Annotated in this window: 18 protein-coding genes and 1 other annotated feature; of the genes, 5 read left to right on the top strand and 13 right to left on the bottom strand. The window is 54.2% G+C overall.

Features of this window, described 5'->3' with window-relative positions; all coding sequences use genetic code 11:
* The 5 genes from thrB to yjjY form a co-directional block, all read right to left on the bottom strand.
* A complete protein-coding gene (gene thrB / locus V6E55_RS03845; protein WP_028016618.1) occupies positions 1-930 on the bottom strand; it encodes a homoserine kinase in 930 nt (309 codons plus the stop codon).
* A 1-nt stretch (position 931) separates the two neighbouring features.
* Positions 932-3,394 (bottom strand): bifunctional aspartate kinase/homoserine dehydrogenase I, encoded by a 2,463-nt coding sequence (gene thrA / locus V6E55_RS03840; RefSeq protein ID WP_316942214.1) that lies wholly within the window; start codon positions 3,392-3,394, stop codon positions 932-934.
* A 24-nt stretch (positions 3,395-3,418) separates the two neighbouring features.
* Positions 3,419-3,536: a sequence feature (Thr leader region), on the bottom strand.
* Positions 3,475-3,543: a thr operon leader peptide gene (gene thrL / locus V6E55_RS03835; RefSeq protein ID WP_015572623.1), complete on the bottom strand. Its 69-nt coding sequence runs from the start codon at positions 3,541-3,543 to the stop codon at positions 3,475-3,477. (Overlaps the previous feature by 62 nt.)
* Before the next feature lie 211 nt (positions 3,544-3,754).
* Entirely contained in the window at positions 3,755-4,441 is a 687-nt protein-coding gene (locus V6E55_RS03830) for a tRNA/rRNA methyltransferase (protein WP_114979262.1), read from the bottom strand.
* 399 nt (positions 4,442-4,840) lie between these two features.
* On the bottom strand, positions 4,841-4,981 hold the full coding sequence (yjjY, locus tag V6E55_RS03825; protein WP_085928893.1) for a protein YjjY: 141 nt from the start codon (positions 4,979-4,981) through the stop codon (positions 4,841-4,843).
* Positions 4,982-5,076: 95 nt separating this feature from the next.
* Between yjjY and arcA the strand changes: the two genes are divergently transcribed.
* Positions 5,077-5,793: a two-component system response regulator ArcA gene (arcA, locus tag V6E55_RS03820; protein ID WP_003856501.1), complete on the top strand. Its 717-nt coding sequence runs from the start codon at positions 5,077-5,079 to the stop codon at positions 5,791-5,793.
* A 45-nt stretch (positions 5,794-5,838) separates the two neighbouring features.
* On the opposite strand, the gene creD is transcribed toward arcA, so the two are convergent.
* From creD to creA, 4 genes are read right to left on the bottom strand one after another with little or no spacing between them, the layout of a single operon-like run.
* Complete coding sequence (gene creD / locus V6E55_RS03815) at positions 5,839-7,191, bottom strand: cell envelope integrity protein CreD (RefSeq protein WP_316942213.1); 1,353 nt, start codon at positions 7,189-7,191, stop codon at positions 5,839-5,841.
* Between the two features lie 56 nt (positions 7,192-7,247).
* A complete protein-coding gene (gene creC / locus V6E55_RS03810; protein ID WP_316942212.1) occupies positions 7,248-8,672 on the bottom strand; it encodes a two-component system sensor histidine kinase CreC in 1,425 nt (474 codons plus the stop codon).
* Complete coding sequence (gene creB, locus V6E55_RS03805) at positions 8,672-9,361, bottom strand: two-component system response regulator CreB (RefSeq protein WP_316942211.1); 690 nt, start codon at positions 9,359-9,361, stop codon at positions 8,672-8,674. Before creB ends, creC begins: the two co-directional genes overlap by 1 nt.
* Positions 9,362-9,375: 14 nt before the next feature.
* Positions 9,376-9,846 carry a protein CreA gene (creA, locus tag V6E55_RS03800; protein ID WP_028016612.1) on the bottom strand — a complete coding sequence of 157 codons (471 nt, stop codon included), beginning with the start codon at positions 9,844-9,846 and terminating at the stop codon, positions 9,376-9,378.
* Between the two features lie 211 nt (positions 9,847-10,057).
* On the opposite strand from creA, the gene robA reads away from it, so the two are divergent.
* Positions 10,058-10,927 carry an MDR efflux pump AcrAB transcriptional activator RobA gene (robA, locus tag V6E55_RS03795; protein ID WP_316942210.1) on the top strand — a complete coding sequence of 290 codons (870 nt, stop codon included), beginning with the start codon at positions 10,058-10,060 and terminating at the stop codon, positions 10,925-10,927.
* Here robA and gpmB read toward each other — a convergent pair.
* Positions 10,924-11,571 carry a 2,3-diphosphoglycerate-dependent phosphoglycerate mutase GpmB gene (gene gpmB / locus V6E55_RS03790; protein ID WP_048989680.1) on the bottom strand — a complete coding sequence of 216 codons (648 nt, stop codon included), beginning with the start codon at positions 11,569-11,571 and terminating at the stop codon, positions 10,924-10,926. The two genes, robA and gpmB, sit on opposite strands and share 4 nt — an antisense overlap.
* 51 nt (positions 11,572-11,622) lie before the next feature.
* Here gpmB and yjjX point away from each other — a divergent pair, with 51 nt between their 5' ends.
* Positions 11,623-12,138, top strand: a complete 516-nt coding sequence (gene yjjX, locus V6E55_RS03785) for an inosine/xanthosine triphosphatase (RefSeq protein WP_049005222.1) — start codon at positions 11,623-11,625, stop codon at positions 12,136-12,138.
* On the opposite strand, the gene trpR is transcribed toward yjjX, so the two are convergent.
* Positions 12,129-12,458, bottom strand: coding sequence for a trp operon repressor (gene trpR, locus V6E55_RS03780; protein WP_080328985.1), 330 nt, complete (start codon positions 12,456-12,458; stop codon positions 12,129-12,131). The two genes, yjjX and trpR, sit on opposite strands and share 10 nt — an antisense overlap.
* Before the next feature lie 55 nt (positions 12,459-12,513).
* Positions 12,514-14,451, bottom strand: coding sequence for a murein transglycosylase (gene sltY, locus V6E55_RS03775; RefSeq protein WP_316942209.1), 1,938 nt, complete (start codon positions 14,449-14,451; stop codon positions 12,514-12,516).
* Positions 14,452-14,677: 226 nt separating this feature from the next.
* On the opposite strand from sltY, the gene ettA reads away from it, so the two are divergent.
* Positions 14,678-16,345, top strand: a complete 1,668-nt coding sequence (gene ettA, locus V6E55_RS03770) for an energy-dependent translational throttle protein EttA (protein WP_028016606.1) — start codon at positions 14,678-14,680, stop codon at positions 16,343-16,345.
* Positions 16,346-16,387: 42 nt separating this feature from the next.
* Here ettA and V6E55_RS03765 read toward each other — a convergent pair whose 3' ends face one another.
* Entirely contained in the window at positions 16,388-17,287 is a 900-nt protein-coding gene (locus V6E55_RS03765; protein WP_316942208.1) for a LysR family transcriptional regulator, read from the bottom strand.
* Positions 17,288-17,395: 108 nt separating this feature from the next.
* Here V6E55_RS03765 and V6E55_RS03760 point away from each other — a divergent pair, with 108 nt between their 5' ends.
* A complete protein-coding gene (locus V6E55_RS03760) occupies positions 17,396-18,397 on the top strand; it encodes a zinc-binding alcohol dehydrogenase family protein (RefSeq protein WP_316942207.1) in 1,002 nt (333 codons plus the stop codon).
* Positions 18,398-18,427 lie beyond the last annotated feature (30 nt).

Below are 18,427 nucleotides of genomic sequence, written 5' to 3'. Positions count from 1 at the left end.
TTATCCCAGTACTCGTGCGCCAGCCGTGTCCAGACGGCAAATATGAACAAAGCCTTCCTGATTTTGCAGGTAGTGTTTAGAGAGCCAGTCCGCCACGCGTTGCGCAGTGTCTGGTTTATCGCATAAGGCGAACAGCGTCGGGCCAGAGCCGGAAATGCCGCATGCCTGCGCGCCAATATCCAAAGATGCCTGTCGCGCCTCGTTAAAACCAGGCAGCAGTTTTGTGCGGTATGGCTCGGCAATGACATCTTTCATCAATTTCGCCGCCAGCTGCGGCTGACGGGTGTAGCAGGCGTGAATAAAGCCTGCCAGATGACGTCCGTGGGCGATACAGTCCTGGCGACGATACTGCGCAGGCAGGATCGCACGCGCTTCAGCGGTGGACACCTTAATGCCCGGATAGGCCAGCACCCACAACCACTCATCAAACCCTGGCACCTGCTGGCTGATGATGCCATTCTCTTCAATCATCAGTTGCATGCCACCGAGGAAACAGGGCGCGACGTTGTCATAGTGAATACTGCCAGAGATCCGCCCTTCCAGCTCGCCCATTAACCCAAGCAAGCGGTTATTGTTCAGCGGTTTGCCACAGTGTTCATTCATGGCCACCAGTGCAGCAACCACAGAGCAGGCACTGGAGCCCAGCCCTGAGCCAATCGGCATACTTTTTTCCAGCGTCATGGTAACCGGCACATTTTTGCCAATCTCCTGACAGAAGCGCTCCCAGCACTGATAGACGATATTCTCGCGCGGGTCGGACGGCAGTTTGCTGGCAAAACGGCCCACGTTATTCAGGCTGAAGCTATTTGCCGCTTCAACCGTGACCGTATCGCCCAGCAGAGAACCATCAACCGGCGTTACCGCCGCACCCAGCACATCAAATCCGACGCTCATATTGGCGCTGGAAGCCGGGGCATAAACTTTGACCATGTTAAACTCCTAACTTCCATGACAGGGTACGCAGCAGATCGGCAAACACACCCGCCGCTGTAACATCGTTCCCTGCGCCATAACCGCGAAGCACCAGCGGCAATGGCTGATAATAGTGGCTGTAAAACGCAAGGGCGTTTTCGCCGTTTTTGACTTTGTACAGCGGATCGTTGCCATCCACTTCGGCAATCTTCACCCGGCACACACCATCTTCTTCAATATTGCCAACATAGCGCAATACCTTACCTTCATCACGGGCTTTCGCAACGCGCGCGGCAAACGCATCGTCAAGCTGCGGCAAATTAGCCATAAAGGCAGCGACATCACCGGTGCTATCAAACTCTGCGGGCAGGACCGGTTCAATCACGATATCGGACAGCTCAAGCTCACGACCTGTTTCACGCGCCAGGATCAGCAGCTTACGCGCCACATCCATCCCGGAGAGATCGTCACGCGGATCCGGCTCGGTATAGCCCAGTTCACGCGCAGCACGGGTCGCTTCGGAGAGGCTCATGCCTTCATCCAGTTTGCCGAAGATAAACGACAGCGATCCGGAGAGGATACCGGAGAAACGCTGCAGTTCATCACCCGCGTTCAGCAGGTTTTGCAGGTTCTCGATAACCGGCAGACCAGCCCCCACGTTGGTGTCATACAGGAATTTACGACGCGATTTACTCGCCGCCAGGCGCAACTGGTGGTAGTAGTTCATCGACGAGGTGTTGGCCTTTTTGTTCGGCGTCACCACGTGGAAGCCTTCACGCAGGAAGTCAGCGTACTGATCGGCAACCGCCTGGTTCGACGTACAGTCGACAATCACCGGGTTGAGCAGGTGGTACTCTTTCACCAGACGGATCAGGCGGCCCAGATTAAACGGCTCTTTCGCCTCGTTCATTTCCGCCTGCCAGTTTTCCAGATTCAGGCCATGCACGTTGGTCAGCAACGCTTTTGAGTTGGCGATCCCGCAGACGCGCAGATCAATATGTTTCTTCTTCAGCCACGCCTGCTGGCGCTTCACCTGCTCCAGCAGCGCGCCGCCAACGCCACCCACGCCAATCAGGAACAGTTCGATGACCTGATCGGTGTTGAACAGCATCTGGTGAACCACGCGAACGCCGGTGGTGGCGTCATCGTTGTCCACAACAACAGAGATTGAACGCTCTGACGAGCCCTGGGCAATCGCCACGATATTGATATTGGCGCGTGCCAGCGCAGCGAAGAACTTGGCGGAGATACCGCGTAGCGTGCGCATGCCATCGCCCACCACCGAGATGATCGCCAGACGCTCCTGAATGTACAGGGGCTCCAGCAGTTCTTCTTTCAGCTCAAGATAGAATTCCTCTTCCAGCGCACGACGAGCGCGCAGGCAGTCGGCCTGTGGCACGCAGAAGCTGATGCTGTATTCCGAAGAAGACTGGGTGATCAGCACCACGGAGATACCGTTGCGGGACATAGCAGCAAACACGCGCGCCGCCATACCGACCATCCCTTTCATTCCCGGACCAGAGACGCTGAACATCGCCATGTTGTTGAGGTTAGAGATGCCTTTCACAGGCAGGCCGTCTTCATCGTTACTCGCACCAATCAACGTACCGGGTGCCTGTGGGTTACCAGTGTTTTTAATCAGGCAAGGGATCTGGAACTGGGCAATCGGAGAGATGGTACGCGGGTGAAGGACTTTAGCGCCGAAGTAAGAAAGCTCCATCGCTTCCTGATACGACATCGACTTCAACAGCCTGGCGTCCGGTACCTGGCGTGGGTCGCAGGTATAAACACCGTCGACGTCAGTCCAGATCTCACAGCAGTCTGCGCGTAAACAGGCGGCCAGCACGGCGGCGGAGTAGTCGGAGCCGTTACGGCCCAGCACCACCAGCTCGCCCTTCTCGTTACCGGCGGTGAAGCCTGCCATCAGGATCATGTGGTCAGACGGAATTTTGCTTGCGGCGATGCGGCGGGTTGATTCGGCAATATCAACAGTGGATTCGAGGTAGTGGCCCACCGCCAGCAGTTTTTCAACCGGATCGATCACAGTCACGTGATGACCACGCGCTTCCAGCACGCCCGCCATGATGGCGATAGAGAGTTTTTCGCCACGGCAGATCAGCGCCGCGTTGATGCTGTCCGGGCACTGGCCGAGAAGACTGATGCCGTGCAGAACGTGTTTAATTTGCGCGAATTCTTGCTCAACAAAGGACTTCAGTTGAGCGTGCGGAAAGCCTGGCTGCGCCTCTGCCAGCCCCTGCAGTAAGTCAGCGAAGATACGCTCGGCGTCGCTGATGTTCGGGAGTGCATCCTGACCACCGATGGTTTTTTCAATCATCGCCACCAGATGGTTCGTGATTTTTGCCGGGGCAGAGAGCACGGTCGCAACCTGCCCCTGCCTGGCGTTGCTTTCCAGGATATCGGCAACGCGCAGAAAACGTTCTGCATTTGCCACTGATGTACCGCCGAACTTCAACACTCGCATGGTTCTACCTCGTTTCCTTTAGCCGAAAAAAAAGCCCGCACTGTTCAGGTGCGGGCTTTTTTTTGTTTTTCCTGTACGCGTCAGCCCGCATCGTTACCTGTGGTAATGATGATGGTTGTGGTAATGGTGGTGATGCTGATGCGTTTCATGGATGTTGTGTACTCTGTCATTATTATCTGTCTGTGCTGTATTCTTTTAGGGTTAAAGGATCGGGCACCTTAAGTCAATGGATTTTTAATTTGATCACATTTCGGGAGACTCTCACGTCCCGCTGCTTGCAGATTTATTTTCATCCGATTCCCCCGGGTGCAACCCACAAAGACAGACTTATTCGCCATAATAAAAACTTATGGCGGTATTTTACTCGGCCAATTTTTTTTCAATATCGTGCAGCAAACGATGCAACATTGCAGTGTCCCGTTGTTCAAGACGCCCAAGACGCTGCTGCAGCCAGTCAGCCATTTTTTGATCGTCAGCAACTCCCAGTTGAGATAACAATTGCTCAACGCGAGCACGCAGTGCGGCCAGCTGGTTTTCATTTGCCCCTTCAGCCTGAGGCTGAGGAATTTGCATTAGTGAGGCTAATTGATAGCAGTAGACCATGACCGCCTGGCCTAAATTCAGGGACGGGTAATCTGCCACCATCGGTGCCCCCGTCAGCACGTCGGCGAGTTCCAGTTCTTCGTTTGTTAACCCGGAATCTTCACGACCAAACACCAGCGCCGCTTTCTCCAGCCACTGGCTTTTCTCACTCAACATCGGCACCAGCTCCGCTGGCGTGGCGTAATAATGGAACTTCGCCCTGCTGCGTGCCGTGGTGGCAACGGTAAAGGAGATGTCATGCAACGCGGCGGCGAGCGTGTCGTAAGTGGTTATATTATCGAGAATATCGCCTGAACCATGCGCCACCCAACGAGCGGCAGGCTCCAGGTGTGCCGTACTGTCCACGATACGCAAATCGGTAAAACCCATGGTCTTCATGGCACGCGCGGCAGCGCCTATATTTTCAGCTCTTGCAGGGGCGACAAGTACAATCGACAGATGCATTTATGCTCTCTTTTTAATCAGTTAGCGGGTAAAAATGTGATGCACATCAACATATTACGCAGCGCGAATTTACAAAATTGCAACACAAATCACCGAAATAGCGTTTCATAACAAATTAAAAACGCTAAACTATTTTGTGTCTGAACAATCAGTTAGAATGTTAACAGAAGACTATTATCCTTATGTTTTATAATGATAATGGCGACATGAATACCCTATTCTGATTGGATTCACTTCGTTTATAAATCAATGTCCGCAACTAGTTGGTTTATTGAAAAATTGTGATAAAGGCTAGCATTCAGCTACGATGATTTCATCAAACTGTTAACGTGCTACAATTGAACTTGATATATGTCAACGAAGCGTAGTTTTATTGGGTGTCTGGTGTCACTTAGCCTGTTATGTTGCTGTTAAAATGGTTAGGATGACAGCCGTTTTTGACACTGTCGGGTCCAAAGGGAAAGTACCCAAGACCAAGCTAATGATGTTGTTGACGTTGATGGAAAGTGCATCAAGAACGCAATTACGTACTTTAGTCACGTTAGGCCGGTCATGTTAATTTGCGACATGTATCAGGCAGGTCAGGGACTTTTGTACTTCCTGTTTCGATTTAGTTGGCAATTTAGGTAGCAAACATGCAGACCCCGCACATTCTTATCGTTGAAGACGAGTTGGTAACACGCAACACGTTAAAGAGCATTTTCGAAGCAGAAGGCTACGATGTCTTTGAAGCGACCGATGGCGCAGAGATGCATCAGATCCTTTCTGAAAATGATATCAACCTGGTGATCATGGATATTAACCTTCCGGGCAAAAATGGTCTTCTTCTGGCGCGCGAGCTGCGTGAACAGGCGAACGTCGCGTTAATGTTCCTGACAGGCCGTGACAACGAAGTTGATAAAATTCTTGGCCTGGAAATCGGTGCGGATGACTACATCACCAAGCCGTTCAATCCTCGCGAGTTAACCATTCGTGCACGCAACCTGCTGTCTCGTACCATGAATCTGGGTACGGTCAGCGAAGAGCGTCGTAGCGTAGATAGCTACAAATTCAACGGCTGGGAACTTGATATCAATAGCCGTTCACTGATTAGCCCGAACGGTGAGCAGTATAAACTGCCACGCAGTGAATTCCGCGCCATGCTGCACTTCTGCGAAAACCCGGGCAAAATTCAGTCCCGTGCAGAATTGCTGAAGAAAATGACCGGCCGTGAGCTGAAACCGCACGACCGTACCGTAGACGTAACGATCCGTCGTATTCGTAAACATTTCGAATCTACGCCGGATACCCCGGAAATCATCGCCACGATCCACGGCGAAGGGTACCGTTTCTGCGGCGATCTGCAGGAGTAATCCCGCACGCAACACATAAAAAAACGGCGCTTTGCGCCGTTTTTTTTATTTCCAGATTCGCAGTGTATCGTTATCAGGCTCTGCGGGAGGTTCAGGACGCTTCGGCTGAGAAAGCGAGTACCAGTCAAAATGACGGGTCAGGAACATCACCGCAAACAGCGCCAGCGCGAGCACCGCTGACCCCAGCAATAATGCGCTATCCTCCGACCGCAGCAGGAACCACATCACCACATCCAGCCCCAGTAACGAGAGCACAAACATCCCGCTGCGCCTCCAGCTTTTCAGCACCGCCTGCAGGTACATCCCATTCATCGCAGCACCAACAAGGCTTGCAATAATCCAGGCTGGAGTAAACCCTGCGTGCTCAGACACCGCCAGCAACACCAGGTAGAACAAGACCAGCGACAGCCCAACCAGCAGATACTGCATTGGGTGAAGGCGTAATCCGGTTAAGGTTTCGAAAACAAAGAACGCCATAAACGTCAGCGCAATCAGCAGAATCGCGTACTTAATCGCGCGCTCAGTCAATTGGTACTGGTCGGCAGGTGTCGCGACCGTCACGCTAAAGGCCGGGAGTGCCTCCCACTCAGGGGATTCTTTATTGTTGAACCAACTTTCCATGTTATTTGCAAACCAGCTGCTCTGCCAGTTCGCCTGGAACCCAGACTCACCTATCTGATGCTTAACCGGCAGGTAGTCGCCCATGAAGCCCGGATGCGGCCAGTTACTGTTGAGCATCATTTCACTATTACGCCCCACCGGCACCACCGCAAAACTGCCGGTACCCGCCAGACTTAGCGACACCTCAAGTGCAAAGGTTTTTGCTTCCAGCGCTTTGTCGGTGAGCGGGATATGGATACCTGAAAGTGCCCCGTAGACGCCAGCCCCCGGTTCCACGCTTAATGTCTCACCATTGATTCTGGAGATACTTACCGTGCCAATACCCCGCGCATCGCCAACGCCCATCACGATAAACGGCTTTCCTGCCGTTATCGTTTCGCCCTTCAGTTGCTGCATTGCCTCGGTATTAAACTGCGCTTTTAACTTCAGATCGGTATTCCAGATTTGCCCGTCATAGATCCCAATGCTTCTGGACTCAACGTGCTGATTCCCGGTGACCACCAGGGATTCCGGTAGAATAAAATGCATATAGCTTTTCTTGTATTCGACCTTCTTCTCATCCTCTATCTTGTAAAAAATCTCCGTCATCGGAATGGCGATCAGCGGGCCGACCAGTTTTTGCGGCCCGCTGGTACTCTGGCGCAGCGTATTTTCGACATCGTTACGGTAGTTTTCACGCTCTGAAATCAGGTTACTGACCATAAACAGCGGGACTAACAGCAGCAGAATGCACCCCAGCAGAGTGCTTACTTTCCAGAACAGGGGGGATTTCATCATTACGTCTCCTTTGTGATGAGGAGAGCGTAACCGGGCTATGTGGGGCCAGTTTGAAGTTATGTGAAGGGACAGTGAAGTATCAGCGTGGCCATCACACCACCTTCATCACGATTTCGCAATGTGATCTCCCCCTGATGTAGACGCGCCACTTCCTGAACAAAGGCCAGCCCAAGGCCGCTGCTTTTCAAACCGTTGTCACGAGGAAGAGAGTAAAAACGTTCGAAAATTCGCGTCAGGGCATAATCCGGGATCCCGCTGCCGCTGTCGGTGACGGTAAAGTGTATCAGTTGCTCCCCTTCATAGGCTGCAAGCTGAACATCCCCGCCCTCCGGAGTGAAGTCGATGGCGTTATCCAGTAAATTACCCAATGCCTGTTCAAGCAGCTCCGCATCACCTTCCACACGCAACGCGGTGCTTTTACAGGTCAGGGTGATATTTTTAGCGGTCAGTTGCGTCGAGCGAGCGTCAGCCAGCCGCGTAAACAGCGTATCGACATCGACGCTTGCGGGAACAATCTCCACTCTATTTTCAAGCCGGGCCTGGGCAAGCAACTTTTCTACTAACGATTGCATACGCGCGTTTTGCACCAGGATGTTGTCGATAAACCGCCTTGCGACCTGCGGTGAGGGCTGCTCAGCGAGAATTTCCGCCGCGCCCCGGATCGCGGCCAGCGGACTTTTCAGCTCGTGGGTGAGCGAGTGGACATAATGTTCGATGTAATTTTTCCCTTCCAGGCGAATACGCATATTCTCCAGCGCCTGCGCCAGCTTGCGCAGTTCACTGCTACCAGGATTCGGCAATGGCAGAGGTGAATCGGTGGTAACTGCGTCAGCGTAGCGCGACAACGTACCAATAGAACGATTGATCCACCACGCCACAACAAGACCAATCAGCAAAGCAATACCAAGCAATGCACCACCCGCCCACAGGATCCGTCGCTCACTGCGATGGATAACCGGTGCCATCGCACTGTTGGGTTTCCCGACCGACAGCACGCCAATAATCTTACCGTTGTCCACAACCGGAGCCGCAACATACATCACCGTGCTCTCTGGATCGTCAGGATTGCTCTGGGTGCTCCGCGCGCCGTATTCGCCACGCAGGGTCAGCCAGACATCGTTCCAGCGGGAGTAATCTTTCCCCACAGCCAGACCCGCGGAATCAAACACCACTCTGCCCTGCGCATCGGTCATATAGACGTGATATTCGTTGCGCACTTTATGAATGCCGCCGATATTGGCGCGGAAAGGTCGCTGATGAAGTTGTGAAAAGGCCTGCGCCAGTTTGCCCTGCTGCGCATTGCCCGAGAGGAGATCCTCGCGCCCGACTTCGGCGAGCAAGGTTGCGGTATCGATCAATGTACCTTCGGTTGCCCTGCGCACACCGGGTTTCACTTCCTGAACAAAGATCGACAGCACAAACCACGCGGCGATACCCACGATCAGGAAATACCCCAGCAGCAACCGCATCCCAATGCGCATTAATAAAGCCCCAGGCTGTAGCCCATACCACGATGGGTGCTGATGGGTGAAAGCTCCTCGTTCACCGCCCGCAGCTTGGCGCGCAGGGTTTTGATGTGGGTGTCCACGGTACGATCAAAACTGTCCCCGTCTTCGCCCCACACCTTGTCCATTAACTGCTGGCGGGAGTACACACGTCCGGGAGCCTGTAACAATGTTTTAAGTAACAAAAACTCGTAGCGCGTGAGGGGTAACACTTCACCGTACCAGCTGATTCGTGCCGCAGGTTCGTTCAGTTCAAACTGGCCGATACGCACAACATCCGAAGGTGCGGCTGATTTTTGCATCCGCCGTAAAATTGTCCGTACCCGGGCACACACTTCGCGCGGTGAGAAAGGTTTAGCGACGTAGTCGTCAGCCCCCATCTCCAGACCGAGCAGCTTATCCACCTCGTCGCTGCGCGCCGTCAGAAACAGCACTGGCAACGACGGATGCAGCGCCAGCAGTTGACGGCACAGCTCAAAGCCGCTGATATCCGGCAACCCGACATCAAGAATTGCCAGCGCGGGCACCTGCCGCCGCGCCTCTTCCAGCACAGGCAGACCGCGTTCAAACGCCTTCACCGCGAATCCTTCCTGCTGGAGCATGTAGATAAGTGTGTCAGCGATGCTGATTTCGTCTTCAACCAGCCAGACCACAGGTAGTTGCATGGTTCGTCCCTGAACTAACGCCACGGCATGATTGGCACCGCGCTAATCGCATTTTTCGGTGAACCTTCCACCACTTTGTCGGAATAGGCCAGGTAAGCCAGGGTGTTGCGCTTCGCATCGTAGAAACGCACTACCTGTAACTTTTTAAACACCAGCGAGGTCCGTTTCTGGAACACCACGTCGCCCTGCGCTTTGCCGTTCTTAATTTTATCGCTTAACTCAACCGGGCCCACCTGCTGGCACGAAATAGCCGCATCGGAGGTATCTTCCGCCAGCCCCAGGCCACCTTTGATACCGCCGGTTTTCGCCCGGCTGACATAGCAGGTGACGTTCTTCACGTCCGGATCGTCAAACGCCTCGACCACAATTTTGTGGTCCGGGCCAAACATTTTGAACACGGTATCGACGGAACCAATCTGTTCTGCCTGCGCCACGCGCCCGACCATCAGCATCAACGCGGTGAAGATCAAAGTCTTGTATTTCATATTGTTACCATTCTTTAAAATTACACTGGGCGATTATTCAACACTTTAGACAAAAATGTAGCAAGATCACAGGATTAGAATATATTTGCCCACAATGTGCTCCAAAAAGCATGAATGCGCAAAAAAAACACTGAATGCTAAAACATCAAAAAATGCTATTATCCGCTAACCTGTTATCAGGCACCTGCTGTTTTAAGGATGAGGATAGTATATGGATCAGGCTGGAATTATTCGCGACCTGCTCACCTGGCTGGAAGGTCATCTCGACCAGCCTTTGTCACTGGATAATGTGGCGGCTAAAGCAGGCTATTCCAAGTGGCATCTGCAAAGGATGTTCAAGGATGTCACCGGTCATGCTATCGGGGCCTATATTCGCGCGCGTCGTCTGTCTAAGTCTGCTGTGGCATTGCGCCTGACGGCACGGCCGATTCTGGATATTGCCCTGCAATATCGTTTCGATTCGCAGCAAACCTTCACCCGTGCCTTTAAAAAACAGTTCTCGTTAACGCCAGCACTTTATCGTCGCTCGCCTGACTGGAGCTCGTTTGGTATGCGTCCGCCGCTGCGTCTGGGCGAGTTCTCAATGCCAAAATACGAAATTGTCACGTTGCCTGAAACCCATCTGATCGGCACGACGCAGAGCTACTCCTGTTCTCTGGAGCAGATTTCTGAGTTCCGTCATCAGATGCGTGTCCAGTTCTGGCGCGATTTCCTGAGCCACGCCCCGGCGATCCCGCCGATTCTGTATGGCCTCAACGAAACGCATCCAAGTCAGGAAAAAGACGACGAGCAGGAGGTGTTCTACACCACCGCGCTGACCCCAGAGATGGCCAATGGCTACATTCAGGGTTCGAAGCCTGTCGTGCTCGAAGGCGGCGAATACGTGATGTTCGCCTATGAAGGGCTGGGAACGGGCGTTCAGGAGTTTATCCTGACCGTTTACGGAACCTGCATGCCAATGCTGAATTTGAATCGCCGTAAAGGTCAGGATATTGAGCGCTACTACCCGGCGCAGGATGCTAAACCGGAAGAAGGCCCAATCAATCTGCGTATGGAATTCTTAATTCCGATTCGTCGTTAACGCTGCAGTTCATCAAGTGCAGGGGCATCGAGATGCGAAATGTCCCCTGCCATTTCCACCACCCAGCCAGACGCCAGCCATGCGCTTTCCTGGTAATCAATCCGGGAAATGGAGCAGTTGCGCAGACGCAAACGGCGTTCAGCGTAAGCCGGTAACCCCAGAATGGTGCTCACCAGACAACCCAACGCAATCCCGTGACTCACCAGCAGCGGACGGCTTCCCGCCGGAAGCTTCAGGCATTCCGCGAGTGCGGCATGCATACGTACGCTCAGCTCTTGCATGGATTCGCCTTCAGGAATACGGCCATCTTCGGTACCGTTAACCAGCGTACGACGCCAGCCCTCCTCCTTTTCCGTCAGCGTATCAATATGGCGTTTTTCCAGCACACCCATATCCAGCTCGCGCAGGCGCGGCTCAAGCATGACGTCACAGCCGCAGGCGTCCGCGATGATGCGTGCCGTCTGCTGTGTGCGACCGAGATCGCTGGTGATAACGTGGGTGATGCCCAGCGTTCGGGCGCGTTCCGCTACCTGCCACGCTTGCTGCACACCCTTTTCAGTGAGAGGACTGTCTGACTGGCCTTGAATACGTCGCTCGGCGTTCCACTGCGTTTCACCGTGGCGAACAAGGTATACCTGTAACATGCTTTTTTTCCGTTATACTGCGATGAGTTTTTTTTCGAATCGAGCTTAATTATGCACCATGTTGTCTCTGCTACCACTAATCCTGCCAAAATTCAGGCAATTCTAAGGGCATTTGAAGAGATCTTCGGCGAAGGATCCTGCCATATTGATGCTATCGGCGTCGAGAGTGGTGTTCCTGAACAGCCGTTTGGCAGCGAGGAAACGCGGGCTGGCGCACGAAATCGCGTCGCAAATGCCAAAGTTGCGGCACCTGAGGCTGACTTCTGGGTGGCGATCGAAGCGGGTATCGACGAAGGCGCAACCTTTAGCTGGGTGGTGATTGAAAGCCGCGAACAGCGTGGTGAAGCGCGCTCGGCTACCCTCCCTCTGCCAGAGATCATTCTGGAAAAAGTCCGCGCGGGTGAAGCGCTGGGGCCGGTGATGTCACAGTACACCGGCATTGATGAGATTGGCCGTAAAGAAGGGGCTATTGGCGTCTTTACTGCAGGCGCACTGACGCGTTCAGGCGTTTACCACCAGGCGGTGATCCTGGCCTTAAGCCCGTTCCATAACGCGATTTATCGCTGATCGCCCAGCAGCACAGACTCCAGCCACTGACGCAGCTCAACCGGTGCCGATTTCAGGCTGTTCGATCCGCGGGTAATCGTTGCGATACCCGCGCCGAGCTCATTTTTGAGTTCACGCTGGCTCATTTCGCCGCGCAGCAGCTCTTCAATAATCCGCACGCGCGTGCCCAGCGCTTCACGCTCATCTGGCGTGAGCATCAGCTGCATAAGGGGCAAATGCAAATCCTGATCGTAAGACTGGCGTAGCAACTCCACAAAACGAAGCCACTCCTGATGACGTTGTTCGGCCATTGCCGATGAATACGGGGAATGCTGGGTCATGTTATGCTGCCTCTTGTACTCTTTAGCGAGTACAGCATAACACAACCCGCGCCGATCAGTAACGTCTCTGCCACTCAGCATCGCTCATCAGGGTATCTTTCTGCCCCATGAAGTAGCGATAGTAGGCATCATACGCCAGCACGTTCTTCACATAGCCACGCGTTTCCGAGAACGGAATACTCTCCACAAATGCTACGGCGTCGATGCGACCAGCGCTGTTGCCAAGCCAGGTACGCACGCGACCAGGGCCCGCGTTATACGCCGCAGACGAGAAGATACGGTTGTTACCGAACTGCTGATAAACATACTGCAGGTAGCTGGTACCAATATTAATGTTGGTATCCGGGTCCAGAAGCTGTGACGGGCTGCTGTACCCCGGGATATTAAACATTTTCACCGTGTGCGTTGCCGTGCCCGGCATAATTTGCATCAGACCGCTGGCACCCACCGGGGAACGCACTTTCGGGTTCCAGGCACTCTCCTGACGGGCAATCGCCATCGCATAGCTTTGCGGGATATCCTTACCGCTGGTATAGCGATCGAACAGATCTTTGTAAGCCAGCGGGAAACGCTCTTCGAGATGATCCCACAGCTTACCGGCGATCGTGGCCTGCACGCTCAGATCCCACCAGTGATTATCAAACGCATAGCGGGCAAGCTGAGCTTTCTCGTCAGTAGTACGGCTGGTGACCAGATTCGCCCACTCGCTGCGCGCGGTGTTATCCATATTCCAGTACATTAACTCGCGAACGCGCGCCATTTCAGGCCCCTGCGTCAATGCAGGGTTCGCATTGGCTGGCGCTTTATCAATGCGGAAGGTGTACTCTTCCCCCAGGCGTTGCGCGGCCACCATCGGGTAGAACCCGCGCTGCTGCATCAGCGTATGGAGGATCTCTTTCGCTTCATCATCACGTCCCCGCTCCATCAGCAGGTCGGCCTGCCAGTAGCGCCACTCGTCTTTTTCTTTCGCTTCCATCGGCAGGCGCGCAAGCCAGGTATTGAGCCCACGACGATCGCCTGAGCCCAGCGCCATTCGCACGCGACGTTCCACCAGCGACATGGAGTTCGAACGCATAATGGCATCGTCTCGCCAGCGCGCCTGTTCGTCAGTCACATCCGTGCCCATCAGTCGCCACGCCACAATATCGCGCAGCTCCTGGGTTTGCTCTTCGTTGAGTTGCTGCGCCTGCACCAGTTGCGGGATCATCAGCCGCGCGTTTTCTACATCATCACGCGCCACGCTGGCAAAGGCTACCGCTGCCATCTGGCGGGTAAAATCGGTCGCGCCAGTGCTGCGGGCAAAGGTCAGCACCGAGTTGGGATCGTTGGCCAGCCCAATCACCGCAGTGGAAATGGTTTGATAATCCGATGGCATCTGCCCAGCCAGTGCGGTGACCAGACGCGTGTTTCCGGCTTTCATCGCCAGGCGAATACGCTCCAGATACGCCAGTGGATCTTGCTTGCCAGAGGCGCGCCAGGCTCCAAAGAGAGAGTCGCAGGCATTGGGCTGATTTTTACCGGTTAACCACAGGTCTTTGGCGCCGTTCCACGCCTCTTCCTGCTGCCCCGTGGCCCATTTAGCGTAGTAATAGTTACACTGCGCTTCCGTGGTGTTCGGTTTTTCAGGGCTGAAAGCCAATAGCCCGCGCCAGTCTTCACGACGAGCCAGCTCATTCACAAAACGAGATTGTAGTGTTCGCGCAGGGGGCAGGGTTGGGTTAGCCTGAATGAAATTATTCACCGCGACGGTCGGTTGATTCATGAGATCGTCAGTTAGCTGGCGATACTCCAGATACGGATACAGAGGGTAATCCTTCAGTGTCGGCATCAGCGCCTGCACGGTATCCATCTGCTTGTTGTCCCACGCCTGTTTAATCTGGGCGTAGCGATTACGTTGTTCATCCAGTGAATCGGCATGCACTGCCTGGCTTACCGCCATTACGCATACGCTGGCAGCGAGCAGACGCCAGACCACCTGTTTGGCTTTTTCCACAAGCTCTTCCTCTTTGTTTTTCGTCAATTGCAGCGTCTTGCCACGTCAAAGTCTAATCAACTTATGCTAACCAGGCATCCTGCAACGCGCCACGTCATGGACACTTTTTTACCTTTCTTGCGCGTTTTAACACTCCCGACGTTCCTGGCTGGGATTAGGTCGTGAAAAAGGCTACACTTCGAGGCTGAAATTCCTTCTCATTACGATAAAAGAGGCGAAGTCCAACGTGGCTCAATTCGTTTATACCATGCATCGTGTCGGCAAAGTTGTCCCGCCGAAACGTCATATTCTTAAAAATATCTCGCTGAGCTTCTTCCCGGGCGCAAAAATCGGTGTTCTGGGTCTCAACGGTGCCGGTAAGTCCACCCTGCTGCGCATCATGGCCGGCATCGATACAGACATCGAAGGTGAAGCCCGTCCGCAGCCTGGCATCAAGATTGGTTACCTGCCGCAGGAACCTCAGCTGAACCCGGAACACACCGTCCGCGAATCCGTTGAAGAAGCGGTGTCCGAAGTGGTTAACGCCCTGAAAGGTCTGGATGAAGTGTATGCCAAATACGCTGAACCGGATGCTGACTTCGATAAACTGGCTGCTCAGCAAGGTAAATTTGAAGAAATTATCCAGGCACACGATGGTCACAACCTGAACGTGCAGCTGGAGCGCGCCGCTGACGCCCTGCGTCTGCCTGACTGGGATGCAAAAATCGCAAACCTGTCCGGTGGTGAACGCCGCCGTGTAGCGCTGTGCCGCCTGCTGCTGGAAAAACCAGACATGCTGCTGCTCGACGAACCAACCAACCACCTGGATGCAGAATCCGTGGCGTGGCTGGAGCGTTTCCTGCACGACTTCGAAGGCACCGTTGTGGCGATTACCCACGACCGTTACTTCCTCGACAACGTTGCAGGCTGGATCCTGGAGCTGGACCGTGGTGAAGGTATTCCATGGGAAGGTAACTACTCCTCCTGGCTGGAGCAGAAAGATCAGCGTCTGGCGCAGGAAGCCTCTCAGGAAGCGGCGCGTCGCAAGTCTATTGAGAAAGAGCTGGAGTGGGTTCGTCAGGGCGCGAAAGGCCGTCAGTCTAAGGGCAAAGCCCGTCTGGCACGCTTCGAAGAGCTGAACAATACCGAATACCAGAAACGTAACGAAACCAACGAACTGTTTATTCCACCTGGAGCACGTCTGGGGGATAAAGTGGTTGAAGTCAGCAACCTGCGTAAGTCTTACGGCGACCGCCTGCTGATCGACGATCTGAGCTTCTCCGTACCGAAAGGCGCAATTGTCGGCATCATCGGTCCGAACGGCGCGGGTAAATCCACCCTGTTCCGCATGATGTCCGGTCAGGAACAGCCTGACAGCGGCTCTATCACCCTGGGTGAAACCGTGAAGCTGGCGTCCGTTGACCAGTTCCGTGACGCGATGGATAACAGCAAAACCGTGTGGGAAGAAGTGTCTGGCGGTCTGGATATCATGCGTATCGGCAACACCGAGATGCCAAGCCGCGCCTATGTTGGCCGCTTTAACTTCAAAGGCACTGATCAGGGCAAACGCGTAGGCGAGCTGTCCGGTGGTGAGCGCGGTCGTCTGCACCTGGCGAAACTGCTGCAGGTGGGCGGTAACGTTCTGCTGCTCGATGAACCAACCAACGACCTGGACATCGAAACTCTGCGCGCGCTGGAAAACGCCCTGCTGGAGTTCCCGGGCTGCGCGATGGTGATCTCGCACGACCGTTGGTTCCTGGACCGTATCGCGACCCACATCCTGGACTACCAGGACGAAGGGAAGGTGGAGTTCTTCGAAGGTAACTTCACCGAATACGAAGAGTACAAGAAACGCACGCTGGGCGCAGACGCGCTGGAGCCGAAGCGTATTAAGTACAAGCGTATTGCTAAGTAAGTGTCTAAAAAGCCGGGTGGCGCTCACGCTTACCCGGCTTGTTTATTTGCCCACGTAATACCGCTTCACTTCATCGAACTGCATCGCAAACTCGACATAGCTCATCAGCGCAGGTGAGTTCAGCTTCCGGCTTGGATAGGCCAGCCACAGGTCATTCCCCTCGACATTCCACTCTGGCAGCACCTTTACCAACGCCCCCTTCTCCACCTTATCTTCCAGCAGAAATGCGGGTAAGAGCGTAATCCCGGCACCGGCAATCGCGCACTCACGTGCGTATACCAGGTTATCCGTCATATGGGCGTTATCCGGTAGATAGCGATAATCCTCACTCTCGCTGCGTAGCAACCACTCAGACCAGGCTTTGTGCGTAATGCAGCGGTGCTCCACCAGTTGGCGGGGATGCGTCAGCGGCTCCCGACGTGCAAGATATTCGGGCGAGGCCAGCATATAGCGCGGGCAGTGCCCGATCATCCGGCCTATCAGGGAGGAGTCCTGCGGCTTGCCAGTACGCAACGCCACGTCAAAGCCAGACTCGACCAGATCAAGCACATCGTCTGAGATAGAAACATCGAGTGAAACGTCAGGATAACGAAGCTGGAACTCGGCGTTCATATGCGCCAGCAGCGTTGCGCCAATCCCTGCCGGACAGGTGATCCTTAGCCGTCCACTCGGATTTTCGCGCAGCCGTTGAATGGCGTACTCAGCCCGCTCACTGGCCGCCAGCATCTCCCGGCAGTGCACAAGATAGTGCTCCCCTGCATACGTCAGGTTTAACCTGCGCGTGGTACGGTTGAGCAAGCGGATCCCCACCTGCTGCTCAAGCTGGCTGATACGCTGACTGACGCTGGATTTCGGCAGCTCAGCCTTCTGCGCCGCAGCGGTAAAGCTTCCCATCTCTGCCACCAGCGCAAACAGCGCCATATCCTGCAGCTGTTTAAACATGATTGTTCACCCTGTACGAACACTTCGTTCTTGATTGTCCATCTTATCATGCAGCTGGCCACTTAATAGACTAGCCTCAACAAAACGCATTCCATTGAGGAGCACACCATGTCCGTTAAAGCCATTGCAGTTAACCCGTCTAACCCTTCTGCCTTTATTGAGATCACCCAACCAATGCCACAACCTGGTGAGCATGATCTGTTGGTCGAGGTGAAGGCCGTTTCCATCAACCCGGTCGATACCAAAGTGCATGCCAGTATTGCCAGAAACGGCCTGCAGGAACCGCGTATTCTCGGCTGGGATGCCAGCGGTATCGTTAAAGCCGTTGGCGCTGGCGTTAGCGGATTTAAACCGGGCGATGCGGTGTGGTACGCAGGGGATATCACCCGTCCGGGCAGCAACACTACCCACCAGTTGATTGATGCGCGTATCGTCGGGCACAAACCGGTAAGCCTCAATTGGGCCGCCGCAGCCGCATTGCCACTGACCGCCCTGACAGCCTGGGAAGGATTATTCGAGCGACTGAACATTCAGAATGCCGACGCGGATAAAACGCTGTTGATCATCGGCGGTGCGGGTGGCGTAGGATCGCTGGCGATCCCGTTTGCGAAGCACAACAGCAAGGTGAAGATCATCGCGACGGCATCAAGAGAGGATTCCGCCCAGTGGTGCCGCGATCGTGGTGCTGATGTGGTGGTGAACTACCGCGATCTGAAAGGTGAACTGGCAAAACAGGGGATCACCTTTGTGGATTACATTTTCATTCTCAACGACACCGATGGCCACTGGGATGCGGTCAGTGAGCTGATTGCACCGCAGGGGCATATCTGCTCCATCGTTGAGAATGCGCATCCGCTGAACCAGGATAAGCTGAAATCAAAATCTGCCGCCCTGCACTGGGAATTTATGTACACCCGCAGCATGTACCAGACTGCCGACATGGCACGTCAGGGAGAGATCCTCAATGAAGTGGCGAAACTGGTGGATAACGGCGTGGTAGAGAGTTCGCTGAGTGAAACATTGCACGGGCTGAGCGTGGAAAGCATTACCGAGGCGCACCGTAAAGTGCTGGACGGGCATATGCGCGGAAAAGTGGTGGTTGAGTTCTGAGTGGTCTGATTCCCTAACCCCGGCCCTCTC

The sequence above is a fragment of the Enterobacter sp. 342 genome (assembly GCF_036663495.1).
GTDB lineage: Bacteria > Pseudomonadota > Gammaproteobacteria > Enterobacterales > Enterobacteriaceae > Enterobacter.
This window is presented reverse-complemented; position numbering and strand designations above follow the sequence as displayed.